Consider the following 21966-nt stretch of genomic DNA (forward strand, 5'->3'; position numbering starts at 1 on the left):
ACCTAGCTTTCTGTGCTCTCACTTGGTTGCTCTTGGGGGACGGGGACGACCACCAAACGGGTGCCATCGATGTCGGCGACCAGGACTCGGGTGTCGATTTCGATGGGCTCGGCGGAAACTGCCCGCCACTCCTCGCCACCGATCCTCACCATGCCGGTCATGGCGTCGTCGTCCACCCGCTCGATGATCTTGCCGTGGGCATCGATGAGCCGTTTGGCCCCCACACGAGGCTGCTCAACGTCGTTCTGGCGGCGGACGAAGCGGCGCAAGTAAACGAAGCTGACCACCGTGGCCACAAAGAACGCCAGCCACTGCCACAAGATATGGACATCCACCCAGGCCAATACCGCGGCCGCGGCGGCGCCGATGGCGAAGGGGAGCAAAAAGAACCCGGCGGTGAACACCTCGGCCAGCGAGAAGACCACCGCAGAGCACGTCCACAGCCAGCGCCAGACCTCGTTCTCCACGTCGTGCTCCTTTCGCGGTCGGGATCATGGTATCTGTTTTTCAATGCGGTTCCTCTAAGGAGGGCTGCTATCGTGAATCGGCCTCTTGCGGGTCGAGAGCCCCCATCGTCCAGCGGCCTAGGACGCCGCCCTTTCAAGGCGGTAACACGGGTTCGAATCCCGTTGGGGGTGCAAATATCTGTTCTTCGTGGTTGGCGTATTGGCTGGGGTGGTGGCCGGGCTCAGTTCCCGCTGACGAAGTCGGCGATCTCGGAGTCCCAGAAGAGCCGAACGAGCGGTGCATTGTCGGCGTTGTACTTTCCTTCGCCGAGGGAGGCGGAGGTGGTGCCGGTGAGGTCGAATGATCCCAGTGTTCGGGCTGCCTCGATGAACGAGTCTTGGGTGAGCACGGGACCGGCAGCCGTGGCGATCGCGACGAAGAGTTCAATGCCTCGACATGCCCGGATTGTTGCGGGGAAATTGGTCGGGCTCGGGTCGGAGCCCACGTTGACCACGTTGCCGCTGCGGGTTTCATAGTTCTCGACACATTCAGGCACGCCGGCCGTGCCCGCGTTGTAATGGTCATGGATCGTTGGGACGCCGTAGGCATACAAGTCGACCTGGCTTGGGTCGTAGCCCAAGTCGGTATATCCGGCACGGCTGATCGAGTCGGTGATGACGGCCAGATCGCTCCCGGCCCGCTCTACCCCTCCCACCGCTCCAAAACCGGCGGTGTTGAAGGCCAAGATGGCATCGACGCCATCAGCCTCTGCTCGTTCGATCCAGATGTTGGTTTCTGCTTCAGCCGCCGGAAGATCACCCGGGGGCGCAGTTCCAACCATGGCTCGGGTCACGGTGCCACCAGCGGCTTCAATCAGTTCCTGCATCGGCTCGAGGAGGGACTCGTCGTCAGCCGTCACATGGATTTGGATCTTCTGGCCGTCGATCTGCCCATCGGCGTCGGCGGCGTTGATGAGACTGGCGATCCTCCCAATGACGGCTCCCTGGGTGGTAAAGAGCAGCCCGCCGCTTCGCTCGATGACGTCGGGCGCCGTCTCCCATGTGTTCACTGCCAGCATCCCGTAGAGCTCGGTGTAGCAGAGCACTCCGTCGCCGAGGACGAAGCCCACAAACGCGAAGACCTCCCCGTCTTCGGCCAAGCGCACGCATGCTGCCTCGATGGCAGCATCATCAACCGGTGAATAGATGGCGTATACCGGTGCCAGCAGGCGCCCATTGACGCCTCCAGCGTCGTTGACCCTGTCGAAAACAGCCTGCCACTGGGCCTCTGGGTCGCCGGCGTCGATGCCGAAAACGCTGACGTCGACGAGCCCGATCCCGATCTTGATCTCGGTCTCGCTGACCCCTCGGAACGATGCGGTGAGCACGACTGGTTCGGGTTCAGGCTCCTCGGGTTGCCCGTCCTCGGGTTCTGCGGGTTCCGATTCTGCGGGTTCGGATTCGGCATCCTCGGGTTCAGCGGCCTGAGGCTCGGCCTCGGTATCGGCTTCAACCGGTTCTGCGTCTTGGGGTGCGGGTGCCTCTAGCTCAGCTTCTGCGGTAGTAGCCTGTGGGGCATCGATCCCCGACTCGGCATCGTCGTCGCCCCCGCAAGCTGCCGCCATCAGCGCCAATACGAGAATCGTATATGGAATCCATCGCTGCATCTTTCGATCCCCCCGAAACTTGCTGGGCAAAGGACATTTGGACTAGGCCTGTTGACAAACAATAGCCAGAAGGCTGATAGATAAATTATTTGTAATAAAGCTGGAAGATACTTGTAATAACGACTCAATGGGAGGACTGGGGTGACGGACACCTACGGCGGCGTCACTTACATCTCAACTGACGCCCACGTCACTGAGCCGATTGATCTGTACCGCGAGCGGGTCGATGCGCAATACCGCGACCGCGTCCCATGGATTGAGGAGAGCGAGGGGGGCGAGCGGGCCGTCCACATGGAGGGTTTGCGGCCCCGTTCGCTGATGGGCGCCGCGGTGCTCGAGAAGGCGGTCGTGGGCGGCTGGGACCTCGATGTGCGAATCAGAGACCAAGAGCGCGACGGGGTGGCCGCGGAGGTGATATTCCCCACATGGGCGCTTCAGGCCTGTTTCGTCCCCGAGGACCCCGGTTTCCAGCTGGCGATGTGCCGGGCGTACAACGACTGGGCGACCGAGGTGTTCGCCGAGAGGGCCGACCGGATCATGGCGGTGGGCCTGATCCCGATGCTCGACATCGAAGGTGCCGTCGCCGAGGCGCAGCGGGTGGCCGACCTAGGGCTGAGGGCGCTTTTCCTGCCAGCCCAGGTGCCAACGAGGCCCTACAACGACGAGGCCTACGACCGCTTCTGGGCCGCGGCCAGTGAAATTGGGCTTCCGCTCACCTTCCATTCGGGCACCGGTGAGGAGCCCCGGGTGGTGAGGGGTCCGGGGGGCGCGGTGATCAACTACCTGCTGGCCGCCCAGCTCGACGGGCCCCGGGTGATGCTGAACCTGGCCGCCGGAGGAGCGCTGGACCGGTTCCCTGAGCTTCGGGTGGTCACGGTGGAGACCGGTGCCTCGTGGCTGGCGTGGGTGATGACGCAGGCCGACGCCATCTATGACGCCCACCGGATGTGGGCGAAGCCGAAGTTGTCGCTGAAACCGTCGGAGTTGATTCGCCGACAGTGCGCAGCCACGTTCATGCACGATCCGGTGGCGGTCGCCAATCGCGAGTTCACCGGAGTCGAAACACTCATGTGGGGCAACGACTATCCCCACCCCGAAGGCACGTGGCCCAACAGCCAGGACCGCTGCGCCGACCAGTTCGAGGGCGTGCCCGGTGACGAGCTCGCCTCCATTGTCGGAGGCAACGCGGCCCAGGTCTTCGGGTTCGATCTGTGAGACCCCGCGGCCCGGGTCGTTGTCGGAGAGATCGCCGATGGTGACGCCCGGAGCTGAGGCGGGACTGCTGTCGGGGATCCGGGTCGTCGATCTGTCAAGTTCCTGGGTCGGCGCACACATGGGGCTGTTCTTCGCCGACCAGGGCGCAGAAGTCGTGTGCGTCGAGCCCCCCGGCGGGTCCGCGTTGCGGGAGTCGGCGGCTTGGGCGTTTTTGGGACGGGGCAAGCACAGCGTGGTGGCCGACCTGGCCCGGCCCGAGGGCGTCGAGCAGGCCCGCGGCTTGGCCCGCGCCGCCGACGTGGTCGTGCAGACCTGGCAACCGGGGACCGCGGAGCGGTTGGGCCTCGGCTACGGCGACCTTGCCGCCGCCAACCCCGGGCTGGTGTACACGTCGGTGAGCGGCTTCGGGTCGAAGGGGCCCCTTGCCGGCATTCCCGGCTATGAGGCACTGGTCATGGCCAAGCTGGGCTTCGCCGTTCAGTTCGGCGCCCTCACCCCTCGGCCCGGCCCGGCCTACTGCTCGGTTCCCTACGCGGTGTTCAGCGCGGCCCACACTGCCCTTCACGGCACGCTGGCCGCCCTCTACGAGCGCGAGCGCTCTGGTGAGGGCCAGCTTGTCGAGTCGTCGCTGGCCCAGGGCATGGCCGCCATGGACCCGTGGCGCTGGTTCTTGGCGTTCATCACCCGCCAGTACCCTGAGGCGTACAAGGCCGCAGCCCCGATCGGCGACGACGGGGTCCCCAATCACAGCTTCGCGTTCCGGTTGCTGGTAGCCCTCAGCTCCGACGGCCACTGGCTTCAGTTCTCCCAGACGTCGCCCCACCTGTTCGAGGCGTTCATGCGGGTGCTGGGGCTCGACTGGATGCTCGAGGACGACGAGTGGTCGACGGTGCCCGAGTTCGAAGACCGCGATCGCCGCCGCCAGCTCTGGGAGCAGATGCTGACCGCGGCGCGGTCCAAGACGCTGGCCGAGTGGAGGGAGATCTTCGACGAGGAGCCCGACGTGTGGGCCGAAGTGTTCCGCCGCGGCGACGAACTGCTCGACCACCCCCAGATCATTCACGACGAAAAGGTCATCTGTATCGACGACCCGGCGCTCGGCCCGGTGCGCCAGCCCGGGCCGTTGGTGACTCTTCGCGGATCGGGGCTTCGCCCCAGCCAGCCAGCGCCCGAACTGGGTCGCGACGAAGTGACCGCTTCTTGGAACACCTCGCCCCGGCAATTCTCGGGCGCCCCCGCGGCGGCGGGCGCCACAGCAGACGGGGATGCGCCGCTTGCCGGAGTGACCGTCCTCGAACTCGGCACCTTCTACGCCGCCCCCTACGCGGGAGCGCTCTTGGCCGACTATGGCGCCCGCGTCATCAAGGTCGAGTCCCTCGATGGCGAGCCGATGCGCACGATCATGGGCTTCCCCGAGTCGGGGGCAGCGAAATCTCTCCAGGGCAAGCAGAGCATCTCCCTAGACCTGGCCTCCGACCAGGGCCGGGCCATTGTCCACCAGCTCGCCGTCGGCGCCGACATCGTGTTGCAGAGCTACCGAGCCGGGGTGGCCGCCCGCCTCGGCGTCGACGCCGCCGCCCTGCGGGCCATAAACCCCGAGCTGGTCTACCTCAATTCGCCCGGATACGGAGAAGGCGGCCCGTGTGGTCATCGACCCGCTTTCGCCCCCACCATCGGCGCGGGCGCCGGCGCTGGATGGCGCAACGTGGGCTCCTCGGTGGCCGCTTCCGATCAGCTCGACCTCGCGGGCGTCAAAGAGGCCTCGCTCCGGCTGGGCATGGCCACCCAGGTCGGCGGCAACGCCGACGGGTGCTCGGCCGTGGTCGTGGGCAGCGCCATGCTCGCGGGCCTGCTCGCCGCCCGACGAGGCACCAGCGATGGCTCGCCGGGAGACGGACAGCCGTCAGGAGACGGACAACCGCCGGGAGACGCACAACCGCCGGGCATGACTTTGGCGACCTCGATGCTGACCTCCATGGCCCACGTGCTTTGCGAGGACTGCGTGGACTACGAGGGCCGCCCGCCCACGCCGAACGCAGATTCGCAGCTGTACGGGCTGTCGGCCGGCTTCCGGCTGTACCGGGCCGCCAGTGGCTGGGTTTTCCTGGCCGCGTCCCGCGACCGGGAGTGGCAGCGGTTCGGGCGCGCCCTGAAAACAATGGGTGTCGGGGGAGGGTTGACGTCCGACCCCCGGTTTGCCGATTCGGCCTCACGCGCCGCCCACGATGAGGAGTTGGCCGCCGAACTGGCCGACATCTTCGCGAGCCGAGACGCGGCCGACTGGGAAAGCCTGCTCACCGCCGAGGGCGTCGGTTGCGTCGAGGTGGCGTCGGAGCCTTTCGAGTCGCTGCTGCTTGACGAGAGCGAGGGCAGCTACGGGCAGGCGGCGGGATTGGTCGCCGAGGTGGAGCATCCCGTTATCGGGGTCCATCCCCGTCTCACTTCGCTCGCCCACCTGTCGCGGTCGCCGACCGTGCTGGGCCGTGGCTGCCTGTTGGGCGAGCACACCGATCAGATTCTCGCCGAGCTGGGCTACGAGTCCGACAGCATCGCCCGGCTTCACGCCGAGGGGGTCGTCGGTGGCTGATGCGAACTGGCTGCGGGGGCGAGCCGCCATCGTGGGCATCGGCTCGACCGCGTACGGCCTCAGGGGCGAGTTCACCGAGCGGGGGGAGCTGTCGATGGCCGCCGAGGCGGTGGCGGCGGCCTGCGCCGACGCCGGCATCGCGCCGGCCGACATCGACGGGTGGTCCTCCTACAGCATGGACGGCACCGAGCCTGGCGACCTCGCCCACGCCTTCGGCTCCCGGCCCGTGCGCCTGGCCTCCATGACCCACGGGGGCGGCGGCGCGGCCATGGGCGGGGCGTTCTTGCACGCCGCGATGGCAGTGGCCACCGGTCAGGCCGACGTGTGCGTGGTGTACCGGTCGATCTGCCAGGGCCAGATGCCGTATGGGCAGGCGATGGCCAAGGCCCCCCGCCTGCCTGCGTTCAGCTGGGCCGTTCCCTATGGGCTCATGGCCCCGGGGCAGATGTTCGCGCTGGCCGCGGTGCGCCACATGCACCTTTACGGCACCACCGAAGAGCACTTCTGCCGCATCGCCGTCAACGCCCGGGAAATGGCTGCCAACAACCCGCTGGCCCGGTTCCGCCAGCCGCTCAGCGTCGACCAGTACTTCTCCATGCCCTACATCTACGAGCCGATGCGCCGCCCCGACTTCTGCATGGAGTCCGACGTGGCCGTCGCAGTGGTCATCACCAGCGCGGAGCGGGCCGCCGACCTCGACGCACACGCGGTGCACATCGCCGCGGCCTCGTTCGGGGCGCCGCAGCGCTATGGGCAGGGACTGCTCGGCAGCTACAACATGCGCGACGACGACTTCGCCTCCGCCGGCCAGCGCACCGTGGCCGCCGACCTGTACTCCAAGGCCGGCCTGGGCCCATCCGACGTGGACGTGGCCCAGATATACGACCATTTCAGCCCGCTAGTGCTGATGGGACTGGAGGACTTCGGATTCTGCGAGATAGGCGAGAGCGGGCCGTTCGTCGCCAGCGGGGGGATCGGCCTCGATGCCCTGCCCCTCAACACCTCTGGGGGCAACCTGGCCGAGGTCTACGCCCACGGCATGACCCTGGTGACCGAGGCGGTCCGCCAACTGCGGGGCACCGCAGTGAATCAGGTGGCCGACGCCGAGGTTGCTCTCGTGGTCGGCGGAGCCGGCCCCACTCCGACCAGTGCCCTGATCCTCACAAAGGGAACGCCATGAGCTCGCAGATGCCGGGCCTTCCGGCACCCAGACTGTCACCGATGTCTGCGCCCTACTGGCGCGCTGCTGGGGAACGACGGCTTTTGATCCAGCGCTGCCGGGACTGCGGAACCCACCGCCACCCGCCCACCCCGGCCTGCTACGCCTGCGGGTCGCTGGCCTTCGACTGGGACGAGGTGGACGGGACGGGACGGGTCTACTCCTTCGTGTGGACCCACCGCCCCGTCGTCGAGATCTTCGAGAATCTGGGCGTCTACAACGTGGCCGTGGTCGAACTCGACGGCACCAAAGGTGAGCCGGTTCGCATCCTGAGCCGGGTCAACGGCATCGATCGCGACAGCCTCATCGTGGGCCTCGAGGTGCGGGTTGACTTCGACCCCATAGACGACGAAATCGCCCTCCCCGTCTTCGAGCCCCTCCCCTAGCCAGCTGCTCCCGATGGAGGGCTACGCCACTAGCACGGGCACGCACACCCTGAAGATCGTCACCGGTTAGATCATGTGCCTCCGCATGGTTCCCCTTCATGGCTTGCGACACGACGACATTGTCCTTTCTCGTTAGTGGTGTGGCCGTCAGGCGGGCCCTGGTCCCCGTAATATCCATCCATATACATCTATATATTTGAGATGCGCGAGGGCGCTAGCCACGGCTGGCTGGTCGCCCCGGGGCGGTGACATGAGCGAGAGCGACACGGGCAGGCTCGACGAGCCGGGGCATGCGGATGAGGCGCGGTTGCAGCGGCTGTCGCAGCTGGGCGAGGCCAGCTTGCGGATCAACCGGTCGCTCGACTTCGACACGGTGCTGCAAGAGGCGGTGGACAGCGCGCGGGCGCTGACGGGCGCGCGCTATGGGGCGCTCACGGTGCGCGGCGAGGCGGGCGAGCTGCCCGAATTCTTCGTGTCGGGTCTAACCAGCGAGGAACACCAGGGGTTGTGGGAGATGCCGGAGGGGCTGGTGTTCTTCGAGTATCTCAGCGGCCTCGACGAGCCGCTGCGGATCCCCGATATGGCCGGGCATCTGGGGTCGCTGGGCATGCCCGAGTTCTTGCCATCGGTGGCGGCCACCTCGCTGCTGGTGGCACCGATCCGCCACCGCGGAGCCGGCGTGGGCACGATCTACCTCGCCCACGAGGAGCAGGGCCGGGAGTTCGGCTCCGAGGACGAGGAGGCCCTGGTGATGTTCGCGTCCCAGGCGGCGCTGGTGATCGCCAACGCCCGCCAGTACCGCGACGAGCAGCGGGTCAGGGCCAACCTGGAGACGTTGATCGACACCTCGCCGGTGGGCGTGGTGATGCTGGACGCCAAGACGGGAGCGCCGGTGTCGTTCAACCGGGAGACGATGAGGATCGTCGGCGGCCTGTGCGACCCCGGCCAGTCGCTCGAGGAACTCCTCGAGGTGTTGACCTGCCGCCGCGGCGACGGGCGGGAGTTCTCCCTCAACAAGGTGCCCCTCGCCAAGCTGTTCAGCGCGGGCGATCCGGTGCGGGCCGAGGAGATCATGCTGTGGGTCCCCGACGGCCGCAGCGTCACCGTTTTGGTGAACGGCACGCCCATCCGCTCGGAGACCGGCGAGGTGGAGTCGTACGTGGCCACCCTCCAAGACATGGCGCCGCTGGAGGAGGGAGAGCGGATGCGCGCCGAGTTCCTGGGCATGGTGAGCCACGAGCTGCGTTCGCCGCTGGCCACCATCAAGGGCTCGGTCGCCACGCTGCTGGAGTCGGCCCAGGAGCTGGACTTGGCCGAGATGACCCAGTTCTTCCGCATCATCGGCACCGAGTCCGACAAGATGCGCGGGCTGATCGGCGACCTCTTGGACATGGTCGGCATCGAGACGGGCTCCCTCGCGGTGGCCCCGGAGCCGTCGGACTTGTACCAGATCTTGGACGAGTCCAAGAGCAGGTTCGCCCGCGGCGGGAGCCACCACAACCTCCAGATGGAACTGGCAGCAGACCTACCCCCGGTCATGGCCGACCGGCGGCGCACGGTGCAGGTGCTGACCAACCTGCTCTCCAACGCGGCCGAGAACTCCCCTATCGGCTCTACCATCCGGCTCAGCGCCGAGCAGCAGGGCACCCAGGTGGCCATGTCGGTGGCCGACCAGGGCCGGGGCATCGGAGCCGACGTGCTGCCGCACCTGTTCCGCAAGTTCTTCCGCCCCCAAGGCGCCGACAGTGGGAGCGACGTCGGGTCGGGCCTGGGCCTGGCCATCTGCAAGGGGATCGTGGAGGCCCACGGCGGCCGCATCTGGGCCCACAGCGACGGGCCGGGCCGGGGGGCGCGGTTCACGTTTACGATGCCTACCGCCGAGGCGCCCGTCGCCAGCGCGGCACCGTCGCCCTTCGCCCGCTCGGACAGCGCCGGTTCGGCGGAGGATGGGCGGGAACGCGTGCTGGCCGTGGACGACGACCCCCATGCGCTCAGCTACATCCGCAGCGCTCTGGCCAAAGCGGGCTACGCGCCCGTCGTGACCAGCGACCCCGCAGCCGTGCCCAGCCTCATGGCCGCCCACCAGCCCCGAGCGGTGCTGCTCGACCTGATGCTGCCCGACACCGACGGCATCGAGTTGATGCAGCAGGTGCTGTCGATCGCCAACGTGCCGGTCATCTTCGTTTCGGTGTACGGGCAAGACGACGTGATCACTCGGGCCACCAGCCTGGGGGCGACCGACTACATCGTCAAGCCCTTCTCGCCCACTGAGCTGACCGCCAGGGTGGGAGCAGCCCTGCGAGGGATGACCGAGCCGCCCCAGCGGTTCTCCATTGGAGACCTGGATATCGACCACGACGAACGCCAAGCGACTCTGGCCGGCCAGCCGCTGCACCTGACGCCCACGGAATACGGACTGCTCTACGAACTGGCGGTCAACGCCGGGCAGACCCTGAGCCACGACACGCTGCTGCGACGAGTCTGGGGCGCCGAGAAGACCGGCGAACCCTGGCTGGTGCGCGAGGTGATCAAGCGGCTCAGACGCAAACTGGGCGACACCATCGAGAACCCCAAGTACATCCTCACCCAGCCAAGAGTCGGCTACCGCATAGCCGAAGAGGAACCCGAACCAGTCGCACAAGCCGGATAGGCGGTGTGGGAACCACATACAACTGGCAGGGTGGTCGCAAACCGCCGCAATCGCAGCCGTGGCGGACAAGGGGCGGGAATCTAAGTAGAACAGGCCACCCAGTGCGCGAGTAGAGTGCATGAGCCCCCTACAACAAGGTCCCGTGGTGCAGTTTGGAGTGCACGCCGGCCTGTCAAGCCGGAGGTCGCGGGTTCAAATCCCGTCGGGACCGCACAACAGAACACGGTCGGGTAGCTCAGTTGGCAGAGCGTCCGCCTGAAAAGCGGAAGGTCACCGGATCGACGCCGGTCCCGACCACCACCCACCCCCCAACGGCCCGGAGCGAAGCCCAACCCCGCTCCGGGCCGTGCCCTTTGCGCGGCGGTCTTTTCTCAGCCGTAGTGGGCGGCGACGTTTTCGGGGTAGCTGCGGGAGAAGTAGTTCCAGAGCTGCTCGCCGTAGGTGGAGGGGCGATAGGAGCTGGACATGTCGGCCACGCCGGCCTCGGTCTCGGCGATGCTGGCCATGAACCCGGCGCTGTTGTGGTGGGGGCTGGCGGTCACCGCGGCGGCGAATCTCTCATCGAGGGGCAGCGGGGCCAAGGCCACGTCGAGCGATGGACCGTGGAAGTAGCCGGCCGAGTAGCGCTCTTCGGTGGTAATCACCTGGTGGGCGGTGGCCACCAGATAGTTGCCGGTCATGGCCTGGAGCGTCTCGCCCAGGTTGATCACGTACGACCCCTCTATCGAGGGCACGTCGATCCACTGGCCATCTTGATTCTGCACTTGCAGCCCAGCGGTGGGACCAGGGTCGAGCACGGTCAAGAAACCGGTGTCACGGTGGGCGTTGACCCCGGCCGCGCCTTCGGGGGTCGGGGGATAGTGGATGAACTTGGCCAGCGACATGGTTTGGGTTCCGAAGAACCGCTCCAGGTAGTCCTCGCCCAGCCCCAGCCCCAGCGAGAGCGCCCCTAGGAGGCGGTTGGCCAAGCCCCCCAGTTCGTCGAACCACTGGTTGGTGAGTTCTTGGTGGCCGGGCAGGAGTCCATCGGGCAGCCACTGGTTGGGTCCCAAGAGCCGCAGGTAGTAGGGCTCCACGTCTAGGGGGTAGGCGGGCCACTCGGTCCACCAGTCGATCTGCTCTCGGATGTCGGGGCGGTTGTTGGTGTACTCGGCACCCTCCGGCTCCCAGCCCCGGAAGTGGCGGGAACGCCGCTTGTCGATCAACTTCTTCTGCTCGTCGGAGAAGGCGAAGAACTTCTGCAACATGGCGAAGATGTTGTCGCTCAGGTCGTCGGAGACCCCGTGGTTCACCACCAGCAGGAAGCCGACTTCGTGGCAGATCCGGCAAAGCTCTTCGGCCAGGGCCTCGCGCTCGGCCGGCGATCCCGACAGTGGGCCGAGATCCACTACGGGGATCTGATCGAACGCGGCGGGGGCGGTCACCTGGCCAAGCGTAGCGGTCATATCTGAGGCCCCCAGAAAGAGATCAGCCAGTGGGTGGTCAGCCGAACTCCCCGCCCGCGAACCAGTTGTCGAATGCGGGGCGCATGGCCACGTCGATCAACTCGATCCGCAGGCCGGTGCTGGGGGGAACCAGAAAGGCGAACCCTTGAAGCCCACCGTCTTCGCTGGCCCCGCCGTAGATCAGCTCGCACCCCCCGGCTTGAAGCGCGGCGATGTCGGCGTGGAGGTCTTCGGTCCAGTAGCCCATGTGGTTCAGCCCCCCGTAGAGGTCGACATCCCAGAACGACCCCTTGGGGCCGGCGGCCAGCTCGATCTGCACTGGGCCCTCTACCGTGTATGAGAATTGCACGCTGGTGGAAACCGCCTCACCGTCTATCAGCAGGTCGAGGTCGAGGGATTGCAAGGAATGCCAGGTGAGGCCGGTGGCTGCCGAGATGTGGGCCATGGACTCCTCAACATCAGCGACGACGATGCCGGTATGGAAGGGGTCGGTGATCAGAGCCATGTCGGCACGGTAGCCGGTAGCCTTGTCCACGCGGCAATGCTGCGATTGCGGCCAGACGAACGGGAGGACGGATGGCTGATTTTCTGACCGATGTCGAGACATTGAGGGCCCGAGCTCGACAGCAAATCGACCAAGGCCCGATCACCGAGGCCTACGGCGCTGATCGGGAGCGGGTTATCGAAGTGCTCAACGAAGCGCTGGCTACCGAGATCGTGTGCGTGCTCCGCTACAAGCGGCACTACTACACCGCCACCGGGATCAAAGCCTCGATGGCCGCGGCCGAGTTCCTCCAGCACGCCAACGATGAGCAGGGCCATGTGGATCAGATCGCCCTGCGGATAACCCAGCTTCAGGGCGAGCCCAACTTCGACCCCGAGGGCCTGGCCACCCGCAGCCACAGCACCTACGACGAGGAGACCGAACTCGGCGCCATGATCAAAGAAGACTTGGTGGCCGAACGGATCGCCATCGAGTCGTACAACGAGATCATCCGTTGGCTGAGTGACAAGGATCCGGTGACCCGGCGGCTGATGGAGGACATCCTGGCCGTCGAGGAAGAGCACGCCGACGACCTGCTCAACCTGCTGAACGACCTGGATTAGTCTCAGCCCTAATGATTCGGCTGGTGATCCACGCCGACGATGTGGGGATGTGCCACGGCGCCAACCAGGCCTTTGTAGAGCTGTCGCACTTCGGAACGATCACCTCAGGCTCGGTGATGGTTCCCTGTCCATGGTTCACCGAGATCGCCGAGGCCGCGGCCAACGATGACTCGCTCGACTGCGGGATCCACCTCACGCTCAACGCGGAGAAGAAGCACTACCGCTGGGGCCCGGTGAGCTCGTTGGGCCCGTCGTCGGGGCTGGTCGATGAGCACGGCTACCTGTGGCGGGACGTGGCTTCGGTGCGCCAGAACGCCCATCCCGACGCGGTAGAGCAGGAGTGGCGAGCCCAGATCGACCGGGCGCTGGACTTCGGAGTCAACGTGACCCACCTAGATGCCCACAAGGGCTCGGCGCTGGCCCCTGAATGGTGTGATCGCTATGTGGCGGTAGGCATCGACTACGGAGTTCCCGTACTCATCACCGATTCGCTGGCCGCCTACGGTCCCCGCCGCCATGTGGCCAGCCCGGAGGAGGCCCAAGCCGCCGACGAGGCCATCCAGTCGGCCGCGGCTACCGCCCGGGCCGCGGGGATGCCGGTGTTCGACTCCGTGCTGGAAACTGATTTTTCTCGGCCACCCCAGCAGCCGGCCGACTACCAGGAGATGCTCGGCAGCCTGGAGGCAAACTTGGTCTTCTGCGCCTTCCATCCCAATGCGCCGGGCGGCGGCGAGGTGGAGATTATCGAGCCCGGTACGTTTCACGTGCGCACCCACGAGTACGAGCTGTTCGGCACCGAAGCCTGGAAGAGCTGGCTCACCGACCAGCCTTACCAGTTGTGCTCCATGGCTGATCTGGCCTAGCCGGTGGGGTGGGGATTCTGGCGAACTGAGTGTGATCAGCCGTTGGGGTGGGCCTGGAGGTGTCGCTGGCCTTGGCGGCGCATGAGGGTCCAGGTCTGCTCTAGGTAGCCAGCCTGGTCGTCCACCAGCTTCTTCAGGCCGAGGCGCAGGTGCTCGGGAATCTCGGGGGCGTCGGTGGGCTCAAGGAGCACGTCGAGCTGGGCTTGGTCTTCCAGGGTGGCGTGAAGGGCGGCGGCCCGGGCCAGGGTGGCCCCCACGCAGATGGCCCCGTGCCAGGGGATGATCACGGTGTGATTGGTCTCGATGGCGGGCCCGATCGACTCGAAGCGGTCGTCGGGGCTGAGCACCTGGTCGTCGTGGAAGATGCAGCACAGGTTGTGGCGCATCTTGAGGGGTCGGGCCAAAGAAGCCAGCGCGGTAATCCACCGGCCGTGGCTGTGAACGATGGCGTTCACTTCGGTGCGGTTCTGATACACCCCGGCATGGAACTCGAAGCCCAGGCTCACCTCCCGGTTGCCCTCCAGCAGGTTGCCCTCGTAGTCGAGCTTCATCACGTCGTCGGGAGTGATCTCGCCCAAGGTCCGGTCGAAGGCGTTGATCCAGAAGGCGTCCTCGCCGGGTACCCGCACGCTGACGTGGCCGCCGATACCGGTGTCGCACCCCCTCACCGTTAGGGCCCGACAGGCCAACACGATGTCGTCCACAATCTCTCTGGCTTGGCTCTCGGTGGTGCTCATGGCCCCTAGAGTACGGCATCAATGACGAATGTCGTAGTGCTCGGGGCTGGAGCGTTGGGTTCGGTGTACGGCGCTTGGTTCGCCGAAGCGGGTGCCGAGGTGACCCTGGTAGCCCGAGCGGCTCACGCCGAAGCGGTTAATCGGAATGGGCTGAGGATCGACGACCAGGCACCGGTGGCCATCAGAGCGATCACCAACCCGGCCGAAGCGGGCGACTGCGACATCTTGCTGTTGGCCAGCAAGGCGTTTGACAACGCTGAGCTGCTGGGCAGCTATCGGGGTTCGGCCCAAGCCGCCTTCTCAGTGCAGAACGGGGTGCGCCAAGCCGAGCCGCTGGCGGCCCGATTCGGAGCCGCCGCAGTGGGCTGTGTGTCGTTGGTGGGCGGCACGCTGGGCCAGCCCGGGCATGCTTCCCACTCCTTTGACGGCCCCACCTTGCTCGGCGACCTGTCGAGCACAACGCCGGGCACGGCGGCGGCCGTCGCCGCGGCTTTGCCGGGACGCAAGCTGGAGGTCCACGACGACATCGCCCCCGCGCTGTGGTCCAAAGGGGTACTGGCCGCCGCGGCCATGGGGGTGGTGGGTCTGACCCGGCTGGTGTACCACCGGATTTTCTTGTTGCCCGAGACCCGGGATGTGTTCTACGACCTGGCCTGCGAAGGGGCTGCCATCGCCGCCGCGGAGGGGGTGGACCTGATCGACGGCCATGGGCCGTTCCAAATCCGGGCGCTTACCCAGGAGGGCCGAGCCGAGGCCCATCAGCGCCTCCAGGCGGTGGGCGAGCGCATGGAGGCCGCTGGGGAGACCGAAGTGCGGGTGTCCATATTGCAAAGCATCGACCGGGGACGGCCGTTTGAGGTGCAGGCGGTGTTCGGCGATCTGGTGGAGATCGCCGACGGCCACGGGCTCGAGGTGCCCACGCTGCGGGCCGTCACCCGGCTGCTGGCTGCGGCCATGCCATCGGGGACGGGGGGATAAGAGGCTCATGAAGTTGCGAGAGCTGAGTCGGATGCTGGCCCGGGCCCCCAAGGGGGCGGCCCGGTGGCACACCTACGCTGATTTCCGGGAGGAGGCCCGGCGGCGGCTGCCCAAGATGGTGTTCGAGTTCGTGGAGGGGGGCGCGGAGGGCGAGCTGACCATCGCTGCCAACCGGGCTTCCATCGACAAAGTGGAACTGTCCCCGAGCTACTTGGTGGACGTGGCCGACCGGGACGTGTCCACCACCGTGTTAGGCCAACCCGTTTCGCTGCCGTTCCTGCTGGCGCCGGCCGGGCTGGCCACGCTGGTCCACCGCGAGGGCGAGCTGGCCGCAGCCCGAGCGGCCGCCGCGGCGGGCACCGTGTTCGCGGTGAGCACCGGATCGGGCTATTCGCTGGAGGACATCGCCGCGGCGGCCCCCGAGGGACGGCGGTGGTTCCAGCTGTATCTGTGGAAGAGCCCCGAGGTGGTGCGGTCGCTGGTGAACCGGTCCCGAGATGCCGGCTACGAGGCTTTGGTGCTGACGGTGGACGTGCCGGTGGTGGGCAAGCGGGAGCGCGATCTGCGCAATGGGATGTCGCTGCCCCCTCGCATCCGCTGGAACAGCGCTTTGGACACCGCCCGACGGCTGCGGTGGCTGCGCCATTTGGTGACCGGCCCCGACATCACCTTCGGCAGCCTGGTGCAGTTGGGCATCGGTGACGATGCCAGCGCCATCGGGGCCTATGTGGATCGGGAGCTATCCGATCCGTCCCGCACCTGGGACGACTTGGCGTGGTTGCGGCGGGAGTGGGACGGCCCGCTATTGGTCAAAGGAGTGATCTCGGTGGCCGACGCCGAGGCTGCGGTGCGGTGGGGGGCCGACGGGGTGATCGTGTCGAACCACGGCGGCCGACAGCTCGACTCGGTGCCGGGGGCGTTCGCCGTACTCCCCCGCATCGCCGAGGCCGTGGGCGACCGGGCCGAGGTTCTGGTGGACGGCGGCTGCCAGCGGGGTGCCGATGTGGTAAAGGCCCGAGCCCTGGGCGCACAGGCCGCGATGGGTGGGCGAAGCTGGTTCTGGGGCTTGGCGGTAGCCGGGGAGGCCGGGGTGGCCCGGATGCTCGACGTCTACCGCACCGACATCGACCGGACGTTGGCCCTGGTGGGCAGGCGCCGCTTCGATGACATCGGCCCCGATCTGGTGGCCTGACCAGGGGCGGAGCCGGCCCGATATCGCGTCGCGCCCCATCCATTGCCATAGCCCTGTCATCCGCTTACGCTAGAGTCTCGCAAAATCAGCGGACTAACGAGGAGGGGTTGCTGTGTTTCGGCTCGCCTACCTAAATCACTCACGAAAGAGGCGCCGCCTCCTTCCCGTCGCTATTGCCTTGCTGGCAGTACTCGCAATGGTGGCAACGAGTTGCGGCAACGATGACGACGCGCCTGCTCCGGTCAGCACACCGGAGTCCACCGAGGTGCCGGCTCCAGAGCCCACCGAAGCGCCGGCCCCGGAACCCACCGAAGCGCCGGATCCGCGAGGCGATGCATTGGGCGACGGCTCATTGGGCGTCGTCACAGTTTCCGCCGGCGAGTCCATCCAAATCCGCTCGCTCAACGCCATCAGCGGACCCGTGGCCTTCTTGGGCCTGCCCAACCAGCGAGGCGTCGAGATCGCCATAGCCGACTACGGCGATATCCACGGCTTCTCCGTGGACCTGGGCACCCCCCTCGACGACCTTTGCTCGTCGGAAGGGGGCCAGGCTGCGGCCCAGACCATCGTGGCCGACGAGCAGGTGATCGGCGTGATCGGCACTTCGTGCAGCGGCGCCGCAGTGGCCGCTTCCCCGCTGGTCACCGAAGCGGGCATGGTCATGATCTCCCCGTCCAACACCTCGCCGGCCCTCACGTCGGACTTCGAGGGCAACGCCGGGGAGAGCTACAACGTGGGCTACTACCGTACCGCCCACAATGACCTGGTCCAGGGTGCGGCCATGGCCACCTTCGTGTTTGCCGAGTTGGGTGTGGACAACGCCGCCGCCATGCACGACGGCGACCCGTACACGCAGGGCCTGGCCCAAGCCTTCCGCAATTCGTTTGAAGAGCTAGGCGGAACTGTCTCGGGCTTCACCGGGATCAACAAGGGCGACACCGACATGGTGCCCGCCCTTACCGAGGTGGCCGGGGGCTCCCCAGCGGCGCTGTTCTTCCCCATCTTCCAACCTGAGGGCGACTTCATCGCCGCCCAGGCGCCCACCGTTTCTGGGCTCGAGAGTACCCAGTTGCTGGCCGCCGACGGCTTGCTGGTAGATGACTTCTTGGCCTTGGGAGATTCCGAGGGCATGTACTTCTCCGGTCCTGATCTGCGATTCGGAACCAACGTGAACCAAAGCACCGGGCAAAACGCCGACCAGATCTTGGCCGCTTATGACCAGGCCTACGGCGAGTCGCCGTCGGCTGCCTTCTGGGGCCACTCCTACGACGCCACCACGCTGCTCCTCGACGCCATCGCCGCGGCATCGTGGGTGGAGGACGGCGACCTTCATATCGACCGGGCCGGAGTGCGGCAGCATCTGAACTCCGTCAGCGGCTACAGCGGCATCACCGGAACCCTGAGTTGCGACGAATTCGGCGACTGCGCCTCCCAGAAGATCACCATCATCCACCACGAGAGCTCCGACGACATCGAGACCAGCAAGGGCAACGTCGTCTTCTCTTATCCCTGAGCAACAGGCTCTGACGAGCTAGTCGAAGCCCTGCGCCACCGCCGCTGAGGAGAAACGGCGGTGGCGTAGGCTTGCACCTGGCGGGAGGATGAGGCGGCCAGGCATGCAGCTGACCACCAAACAACGCACCAGAGTCGATTGGTTCCTCACCATCCTGAGGATCGTCGCCCTGGTGGTGATCAGCGCTGGATTTGTGGCGTTCGTAGCTCAGCTCATCAACAGCGACAACCCCTTCGCCCGGTGGGCCAATCCCGATTCCATCAACTTGACCAGAGAGCAATTCCAAGGCCTAGTGGTCACCGGGTTGGCCCAAGGTGCCATGTACGGGCTCATCGCTTTGGGCTATTCGATGGTTTACGGGGTGCTGGGGTTCATCAACTTCGCCCACGGAGAGGTGTTCATGGTGGGGGCCATGACCGGGGCGATCACCTCCAACAAGCTGGCCGAAGCCGGGTACTGGGAGAGCAGCTTTGTGCTCTGCCTGCTGTTGGTAGTGGTGCTGTCCATGGTGGTGTGCACTGTGACCGCCGTGCTCATGGAGCGGGTGGCATACCGCCCGCTGAGGGGTAAACCAAGACTGGTGCCGCTCATCACATCCATCGGCGTGTCATTCTTCCTCCAAAACTGCGTGCTGGTGCTGCTGGGGTCAACCGTCAAGTCGTACCCGAGCTTGCCGAACTGGCTCACCGACAAGCGGACGTTTCTCGAAATCCAAGGTTCCAAGATCCTGGTTCTCGTAGTGGCCGCGTTGGCCATGGTCGGACTCTGGTACCTGGTGGAGAAGACCAAGACCGGCAAAGCGATGCGGGCGGTGGCCGAGGACGCTGAGATCGCCTCGCTCATGGGCATCGACGTGAACCGCATCATCGTCAAAACGTTCGCGGTGGGCGGCGCCATGGCCGGAGTGGCCGGCATCTTGTGGGGGCTGCTGTTCCGCAGCGTGATCCATACCACTGGGTTCTTGCCCGGCATCAAGGCGTTCAGCGCCGCAGTGGTCGGGGGAATCGGGAACCTCGGAGGCTCGATGGCTGGGGGCCTCACCATCGGAGTGGCTGAATCGCTCGGACCGCTGATGATCCTGGAGCCCCTGGGGGTGAGCGGCCCCTCCCAGCTTCGCGATGCAGTGGCGTTCGCGGTCCTGATCATCGTGCTCTTGGTACGGCCCAGCGGCATATTCGGCGAGCGACTCCCCTCTGAGGAGCGCACATGACCATTACCGAGGATCGCCCTACCGTCCAGGACGCCACACCGGCCATTGATGTCCGTCGGCGATTGCTGGACCAGGACTGGAAGAAGCTGCTGAGGTCCGGGGGCATCCTGGCCCTCGGACAGGTGTTCATCGCGCTTTCCGGTATGCCGGTCACGTTCGATCGGCGCCTGCTCGTCGATCCGATCCTGAGCCTCGGCTATCTGTCGCTCATATGGCTGCCGCTGGTGGTGAGCCACTGGGTGGGCCGCGAGCAGGTGCTGGCAGGAATGACGGCCTACGCCAAGGGCGGACGCGACATGTTGGCCGGGGCGATCACCGGGGCGGTGGGCAACGCCGGGCTCACCTTCCTAGTGGTGGGGATCACCCATTTCGACATCCGCGACCCGCTGGTCAACTGGAGTCCCCAGCTTCTGGGAATCTTGGAGTTCGAGGAGTCAGTCTGGCTGGGGGCGTTCATCTGGCCGGCCATCGGGGCCGCCACCGGAGCGGTCGCCGGCGCATTGCATTGGGCGGGCCGCCGAATCACTCGAACGACGGTCATCATGCTGTTGACGGTGTTCGGCGCCGCGGTGCTGGAAAGCGTCATCACCGACTTGAGCCAGGGCTTCCACATCGAAGCAGTGTCCGACTGGCTGTATGGACCCAAGAGCGGGCTCAGCTACACCGCGGCCATTGTGGTGGCTGCGGTCGCCGTTGCCGCGCTCGCCGGATTGCGGGCACTCCGAGCCTTCTCGGCCCGAGGCTCAAATGCCATCCGGAAACAGAGTGCAGGCCCCGCTGCGGGGACAGGTGTGGATCAGCCGCTATGGGGGCGGATCCCGACCCAACGGCTGGTGGGAGTGGTGCTCACATTGGCCGCAATCGTGGTGCTCCCGCTGTTTCTGGGCCGCCTCACCAACGAGCTGTTGGCCAATGTCGGGCTGTTCATCCTGCTGGCGCTGGGGCTCAACATCATCGTGGGCCTGGCCGGAATCCTGGATTTGGGCTACGTGGCCTTTTTTGCGGTGGGCGGCTACAGCGTGGCTGTGCTCACCTCACCGGGTTCTCCCCGGTTCGCGCCGGAGATCCCGTGGTTCGGCGCCTTGTTCGTGGCCATGCTGTTGGCCGGACTGGCGGGCCTGTTCATCGGTGCTCCGGTAATCCGGATGCGAGGCGACTATCTGGCCGTGGTCACCTTGGGGTTTGGCGAGATCATCCGAATTCTGCTGTTGTCCGACTGGCTGTCGGGGACGTTCAACGGCGCTCAGGGGATCACCAACATCCCCGGGGTGGAGGTGTTCGGTCTGGCCACCGTACGGGGGTTCGAGCCCCGGTCGGTGTTGTATCTGGTGCTGGTGTTCTGCGCCATCGCTGTCTATGTGTCGTGGCGGCTGGAGAACTCCCGGATCGGCCGGGCCTGGATGGCCATCCGAGAGGACGAGAGCGTGGCCGAGGCCATGGGAGTGGACACGGTGAGCGCCAAGCTCATGGCATTTGTCACCGGCGCGGTTCTGGGCTCGTTCAGCGGGGCCATCTTGTCGGCCAAAGTGGGGTCGGTGTTCCCCCACAGCTTCGCCATCATCGTGTCGATTGTGATCCTGGTGGTGGTGATCTTCGGAGGCATGGGCAACATCCCTGGCGTCATCGCCGGCGCGGTGGTGCTCATCGGCGTATTGGGGGGCCCCAATCAACCGGGGCTTCTTCAGGAGTTTGCCGAGTACAAGATCCTGATCTACGGCGCGTTGCTGGTGTGGATGATGCTTCAGCGGTCCGAAGGGCTGATTCCCAGCGTGCGACGGGCCCGCGAGCTGCACATCGACGAGATGAACCAGGATGCCTGGCTGCGGGCCCAAGCCGAGGCCGATGATGCAAACGGCGAAGAGAGCCGCTCAGAGGCCGGTCAGCCATGAGCTCACATCCGATGCTGGAAATCACCGGGCTGCACGTGGTGTTCGGCGGCCTCCATGCCCTCAGCGATCTCGACTTCACGGTGGACGAGGGCGAGATCGTCGCAGTGATCGGCCCCAACGGCGCGGGCAAGACCACCTTCTTCAACGTGATCAGTGGGATGGTCAAGCCCGCTGAGGGCGAAATCTTTTTCGAAGGTCGGTCGCTGCTGGGGCTCGACCCCAACAAGATCACTGCTCGGGGCATCGCCCGCACCTTCCAGAACGTGCGGCTGTTCGCCAACATGACCGTGCTGGAAAACGTCATGGTGTCCCAGCACTGCCGCACCCGCCAGCGGATGCTCGACGCTCTTTTCCAAACCCGCCGGTTCCGTGCCGAGGAGGAGCAGGTGCGGGCCCGGGGCAAGGAGGTGTTGAGCTTCTTCGGCACCCGACTCACCGGGTACCGATACGACCAGCCGGCCTCGGTGCTGTCGTACGCCAACCGCCGTCGCCTAGAGATTGCCCGGGCCATGGCCACCAGTCCCAAGCTGATCTTGTTGGACGAGCCGGTGGCGGGCATGAATCCGGTGGAGTCGGCCGAGCTGACCCAACTCATCGGCAAACTCCGCGACGAGATGGGCTACACCATCGTGCTTATTGAGCACGACATGTCGGTGGTGCAGAACATCTCCGACCGAGTGGTGGTGCTGGACCACGGCGAGGCCATTGCCCGAGGCACCTACACCGAGGTGTCGGCCAACCCGCAGGTGATCGAGGCCTACTTGGGCCAGACGGCCGACCGGAATTGAGCAACTGATGAGCCAGGACACGCGCGACTCCAACCCCCCGGTTCCGGCTCAGCCTGTACCACCCCAAGCTGGAC

General features: G+C 66.2%; 18 protein-coding genes and 3 tRNA genes. 16 read left to right on the forward strand and 5 right to left on the reverse strand.

Translation table 11 applies throughout. The features are described 5' to 3' along the window. Positions 1 to 2: 2 nt before the first annotated feature. On the reverse strand, positions 3 to 467 hold the full coding sequence (locus ACOGJC_RS07110; protein WP_419847809.1) for an NfeD family protein: 465 nt from the start codon (positions 465 to 467) through the stop codon (positions 3 to 5). 98 nt (positions 468 to 565) lie between these two features. Between ACOGJC_RS07110 and ACOGJC_RS07115 the strand changes: the two genes are divergently transcribed. Continuing rightward, a tRNA-Glu gene (locus ACOGJC_RS07115) sits at positions 566 to 638 on the forward strand. A gap of 50 nt (positions 639 to 688) precedes the next feature. Here ACOGJC_RS07115 and ACOGJC_RS07120 read toward each other — a convergent pair. Continuing rightward, positions 689 to 2080, reverse strand: a complete 1392-nt coding sequence (locus ACOGJC_RS07120; protein ID WP_419847810.1) for a hypothetical protein — start codon at positions 2078 to 2080, stop codon at positions 689 to 691. A gap of 174 nt (positions 2081 to 2254) precedes the next feature. Here ACOGJC_RS07120 and ACOGJC_RS07125 point away from each other — a divergent pair, with 174 nt between their 5' ends. From ACOGJC_RS07125 to ACOGJC_RS07155, 7 genes are all read left to right on the forward strand, one after another. Next, positions 2255 to 3328, forward strand: a complete 1074-nt coding sequence (locus ACOGJC_RS07125) for an amidohydrolase family protein (protein ID WP_419847811.1) — start codon at positions 2255 to 2257, stop codon at positions 3326 to 3328. Between the two features lie 37 nt (positions 3329 to 3365). After that, the gene (locus ACOGJC_RS07130) at positions 3366 to 5915 is read left to right on the forward strand and encodes a CaiB/BaiF CoA transferase family protein (protein ID WP_419847812.1); all 2550 of its coding nucleotides are present in this window, start codon (positions 3366 to 3368) and stop codon (positions 5913 to 5915) included. Then, the gene (locus ACOGJC_RS07135) at positions 5908 to 7095 is read left to right on the forward strand and encodes a thiolase C-terminal domain-containing protein (protein ID WP_419847813.1); all 1188 of its coding nucleotides are present in this window, start codon (positions 5908 to 5910) and stop codon (positions 7093 to 7095) included. The genes ACOGJC_RS07130 and ACOGJC_RS07135 overlap by 8 nt, the downstream gene beginning before the upstream one ends. Positions 7096 to 7136: 41 nt before the next feature. Further along, positions 7137 to 7520 carry a Zn-ribbon domain-containing OB-fold protein gene (locus ACOGJC_RS07140; RefSeq protein ID WP_419847814.1) on the forward strand — a complete coding sequence of 128 codons (384 nt, stop codon included), beginning with the start codon at positions 7137 to 7139 and terminating at the stop codon, positions 7518 to 7520. Between the two features lie 250 nt (positions 7521 to 7770). Then, the gene (locus ACOGJC_RS07145; protein ID WP_419847815.1) at positions 7771 to 10170 is read left to right on the forward strand and encodes an ATP-binding protein; all 2400 of its coding nucleotides are present in this window, start codon (positions 7771 to 7773) and stop codon (positions 10168 to 10170) included. 136 nt (positions 10171 to 10306) lie between these two features. Further along, positions 10307 to 10381: transfer RNA gene (locus ACOGJC_RS07150), tRNA-Asp, on the forward strand. Positions 10382 to 10394: 13 nt separating this feature from the next. Continuing rightward, a tRNA-Phe gene (locus tag ACOGJC_RS07155) sits at positions 10395 to 10470 on the forward strand. Positions 10471 to 10541: 71 nt separating this feature from the next. On the opposite strand, the gene ACOGJC_RS07160 is transcribed toward ACOGJC_RS07155, so the two are convergent. Both ACOGJC_RS07160 and ACOGJC_RS07165 read right to left on the reverse strand, forming a co-directional pair. Further along, the gene (locus ACOGJC_RS07160) at positions 10542 to 11615 is read right to left on the reverse strand and encodes an isopenicillin N synthase family dioxygenase (RefSeq protein WP_419847816.1); all 1074 of its coding nucleotides are present in this window, start codon (positions 11613 to 11615) and stop codon (positions 10542 to 10544) included. A 37-nt stretch (positions 11616 to 11652) separates the two neighbouring features. Next, positions 11653 to 12120, reverse strand: a complete 468-nt coding sequence (locus ACOGJC_RS07165) for a VOC family protein (protein ID WP_419847817.1) — start codon at positions 12118 to 12120, stop codon at positions 11653 to 11655. Between the two features lie 71 nt (positions 12121 to 12191). Here ACOGJC_RS07165 and ACOGJC_RS07170 point away from each other — a divergent pair, with 71 nt between their 5' ends. Continuing rightward, the gene (locus ACOGJC_RS07170; protein ID WP_419847818.1) at positions 12192 to 12722 is read left to right on the forward strand and encodes a ferritin-like domain-containing protein; all 531 of its coding nucleotides are present in this window, start codon (positions 12192 to 12194) and stop codon (positions 12720 to 12722) included. Between the two features lie 11 nt (positions 12723 to 12733). Then, positions 12734 to 13585, forward strand: coding sequence for a polysaccharide deacetylase family protein (locus ACOGJC_RS07175; RefSeq protein ID WP_419847819.1), 852 nt, complete (start codon positions 12734 to 12736; stop codon positions 13583 to 13585). Between the two features lie 35 nt (positions 13586 to 13620). Here the strand turns inward: ACOGJC_RS07175 and ACOGJC_RS07180 are convergent, their stop codons facing one another. Beyond that, the gene (locus ACOGJC_RS07180; protein ID WP_419847820.1) at positions 13621 to 14322 is read right to left on the reverse strand and encodes a class II aldolase/adducin family protein; all 702 of its coding nucleotides are present in this window, start codon (positions 14320 to 14322) and stop codon (positions 13621 to 13623) included. Between the two features lie 21 nt (positions 14323 to 14343). Between ACOGJC_RS07180 and ACOGJC_RS07185 the strand changes: the two genes are divergently transcribed. The 6 genes from ACOGJC_RS07185 to ACOGJC_RS07210 all read left to right on the forward strand — a co-directional run bounded on the left by ACOGJC_RS07185 (position 14344) and on the right by ACOGJC_RS07210 (position 21892). Next, the gene (locus tag ACOGJC_RS07185) at positions 14344 to 15300 is read left to right on the forward strand and encodes a ketopantoate reductase family protein (RefSeq protein ID WP_419847821.1); all 957 of its coding nucleotides are present in this window, start codon (positions 14344 to 14346) and stop codon (positions 15298 to 15300) included. 7 nt (positions 15301 to 15307) lie between these two features. Further along, complete coding sequence (locus ACOGJC_RS07190; RefSeq protein ID WP_419847822.1) at positions 15308 to 16492, forward strand: alpha-hydroxy acid oxidase; 1185 nt, start codon at positions 15308 to 15310, stop codon at positions 16490 to 16492. Between the two features lie 199 nt (positions 16493 to 16691). Further along, on the forward strand, positions 16692 to 18005 hold the full coding sequence (locus tag ACOGJC_RS07195) for an ABC transporter substrate-binding protein (RefSeq protein WP_419847823.1): 1314 nt from the start codon (positions 16692 to 16694) through the stop codon (positions 18003 to 18005). Positions 18006 to 18108: 103 nt separating this feature from the next. Continuing rightward, a complete protein-coding gene (locus tag ACOGJC_RS07200) occupies positions 18109 to 19215 on the forward strand; it encodes a branched-chain amino acid ABC transporter permease (RefSeq protein WP_419847824.1) in 1107 nt (368 codons plus the stop codon). Beyond that, a complete protein-coding gene (locus ACOGJC_RS07205; protein ID WP_419847825.1) occupies positions 19212 to 21104 on the forward strand; it encodes a branched-chain amino acid ABC transporter permease in 1893 nt (630 codons plus the stop codon). The genes ACOGJC_RS07200 and ACOGJC_RS07205 overlap by 4 nt, the downstream gene beginning before the upstream one ends. Then, positions 21101 to 21892, forward strand: coding sequence for an ABC transporter ATP-binding protein (locus ACOGJC_RS07210; RefSeq protein ID WP_419847826.1), 792 nt, complete (start codon positions 21101 to 21103; stop codon positions 21890 to 21892). The genes ACOGJC_RS07205 and ACOGJC_RS07210 overlap by 4 nt, the downstream gene beginning before the upstream one ends. Positions 21893 to 21966: the final 74 nt, after the last annotated feature.

It is taken from the genome of Candidatus Poriferisocius sp. (assembly GCF_965204015.1).
GTDB lineage: Bacteria > Actinomycetota > Acidimicrobiia > Acidimicrobiales > Bin134 > Poriferisocius.

Excerpts from the sequence above, each read along its gene's own strand:
- ACOGJC_RS07130 (WP_419847812.1), top strand. The coding sequence starts at position 3,366 with ATGGTGACGCCCGGAGCTGAGGCGGGACTGCTGTCGGGGATCCGGGTC.
- ACOGJC_RS07140 (WP_419847814.1), top strand. The coding sequence starts at position 7,137 with ATGTCTGCGCCCTACTGGCGCGCTGCTGGGGAACGACGGCTTTTGATC.
- ACOGJC_RS07145 (WP_419847815.1), top strand. The coding sequence starts at position 7,771 with ATGAGCGAGAGCGACACGGGCAGGCTCGACGAGCCGGGGCATGCGGAT.
- ACOGJC_RS07160 (WP_419847816.1), bottom strand. The coding sequence starts at position 11,615 with ATGACCGCTACGCTTGGCCAGGTGACCGCCCCCGCCGCGTTCGATCAG.
- ACOGJC_RS07165 (WP_419847817.1), bottom strand. The coding sequence starts at position 12,120 with ATGGCTCTGATCACCGACCCCTTCCATACCGGCATCGTCGTCGCTGAT.
- ACOGJC_RS07170 (WP_419847818.1), top strand. The coding sequence starts at position 12,192 with ATGGCTGATTTTCTGACCGATGTCGAGACATTGAGGGCCCGAGCTCGA.
- ACOGJC_RS07175 (WP_419847819.1), top strand. The coding sequence starts at position 12,734 with ATGATTCGGCTGGTGATCCACGCCGACGATGTGGGGATGTGCCACGGC.
- ACOGJC_RS07180 (WP_419847820.1), bottom strand. The coding sequence starts at position 14,322 with ATGAGCACCACCGAGAGCCAAGCCAGAGAGATTGTGGACGACATCGTG.
- ACOGJC_RS07185 (WP_419847821.1), top strand. The coding sequence starts at position 14,344 with ATGACGAATGTCGTAGTGCTCGGGGCTGGAGCGTTGGGTTCGGTGTAC.
- ACOGJC_RS07190 (WP_419847822.1), top strand. The coding sequence starts at position 15,308 with ATGAAGTTGCGAGAGCTGAGTCGGATGCTGGCCCGGGCCCCCAAGGGG.
- ACOGJC_RS07200 (WP_419847824.1), top strand. The coding sequence starts at position 18,109 with ATGCAGCTGACCACCAAACAACGCACCAGAGTCGATTGGTTCCTCACC.
- ACOGJC_RS07205 (WP_419847825.1), top strand. The coding sequence starts at position 19,212 with ATGACCATTACCGAGGATCGCCCTACCGTCCAGGACGCCACACCGGCC.
- ACOGJC_RS07210 (WP_419847826.1), top strand. The coding sequence starts at position 21,101 with ATGAGCTCACATCCGATGCTGGAAATCACCGGGCTGCACGTGGTGTTC.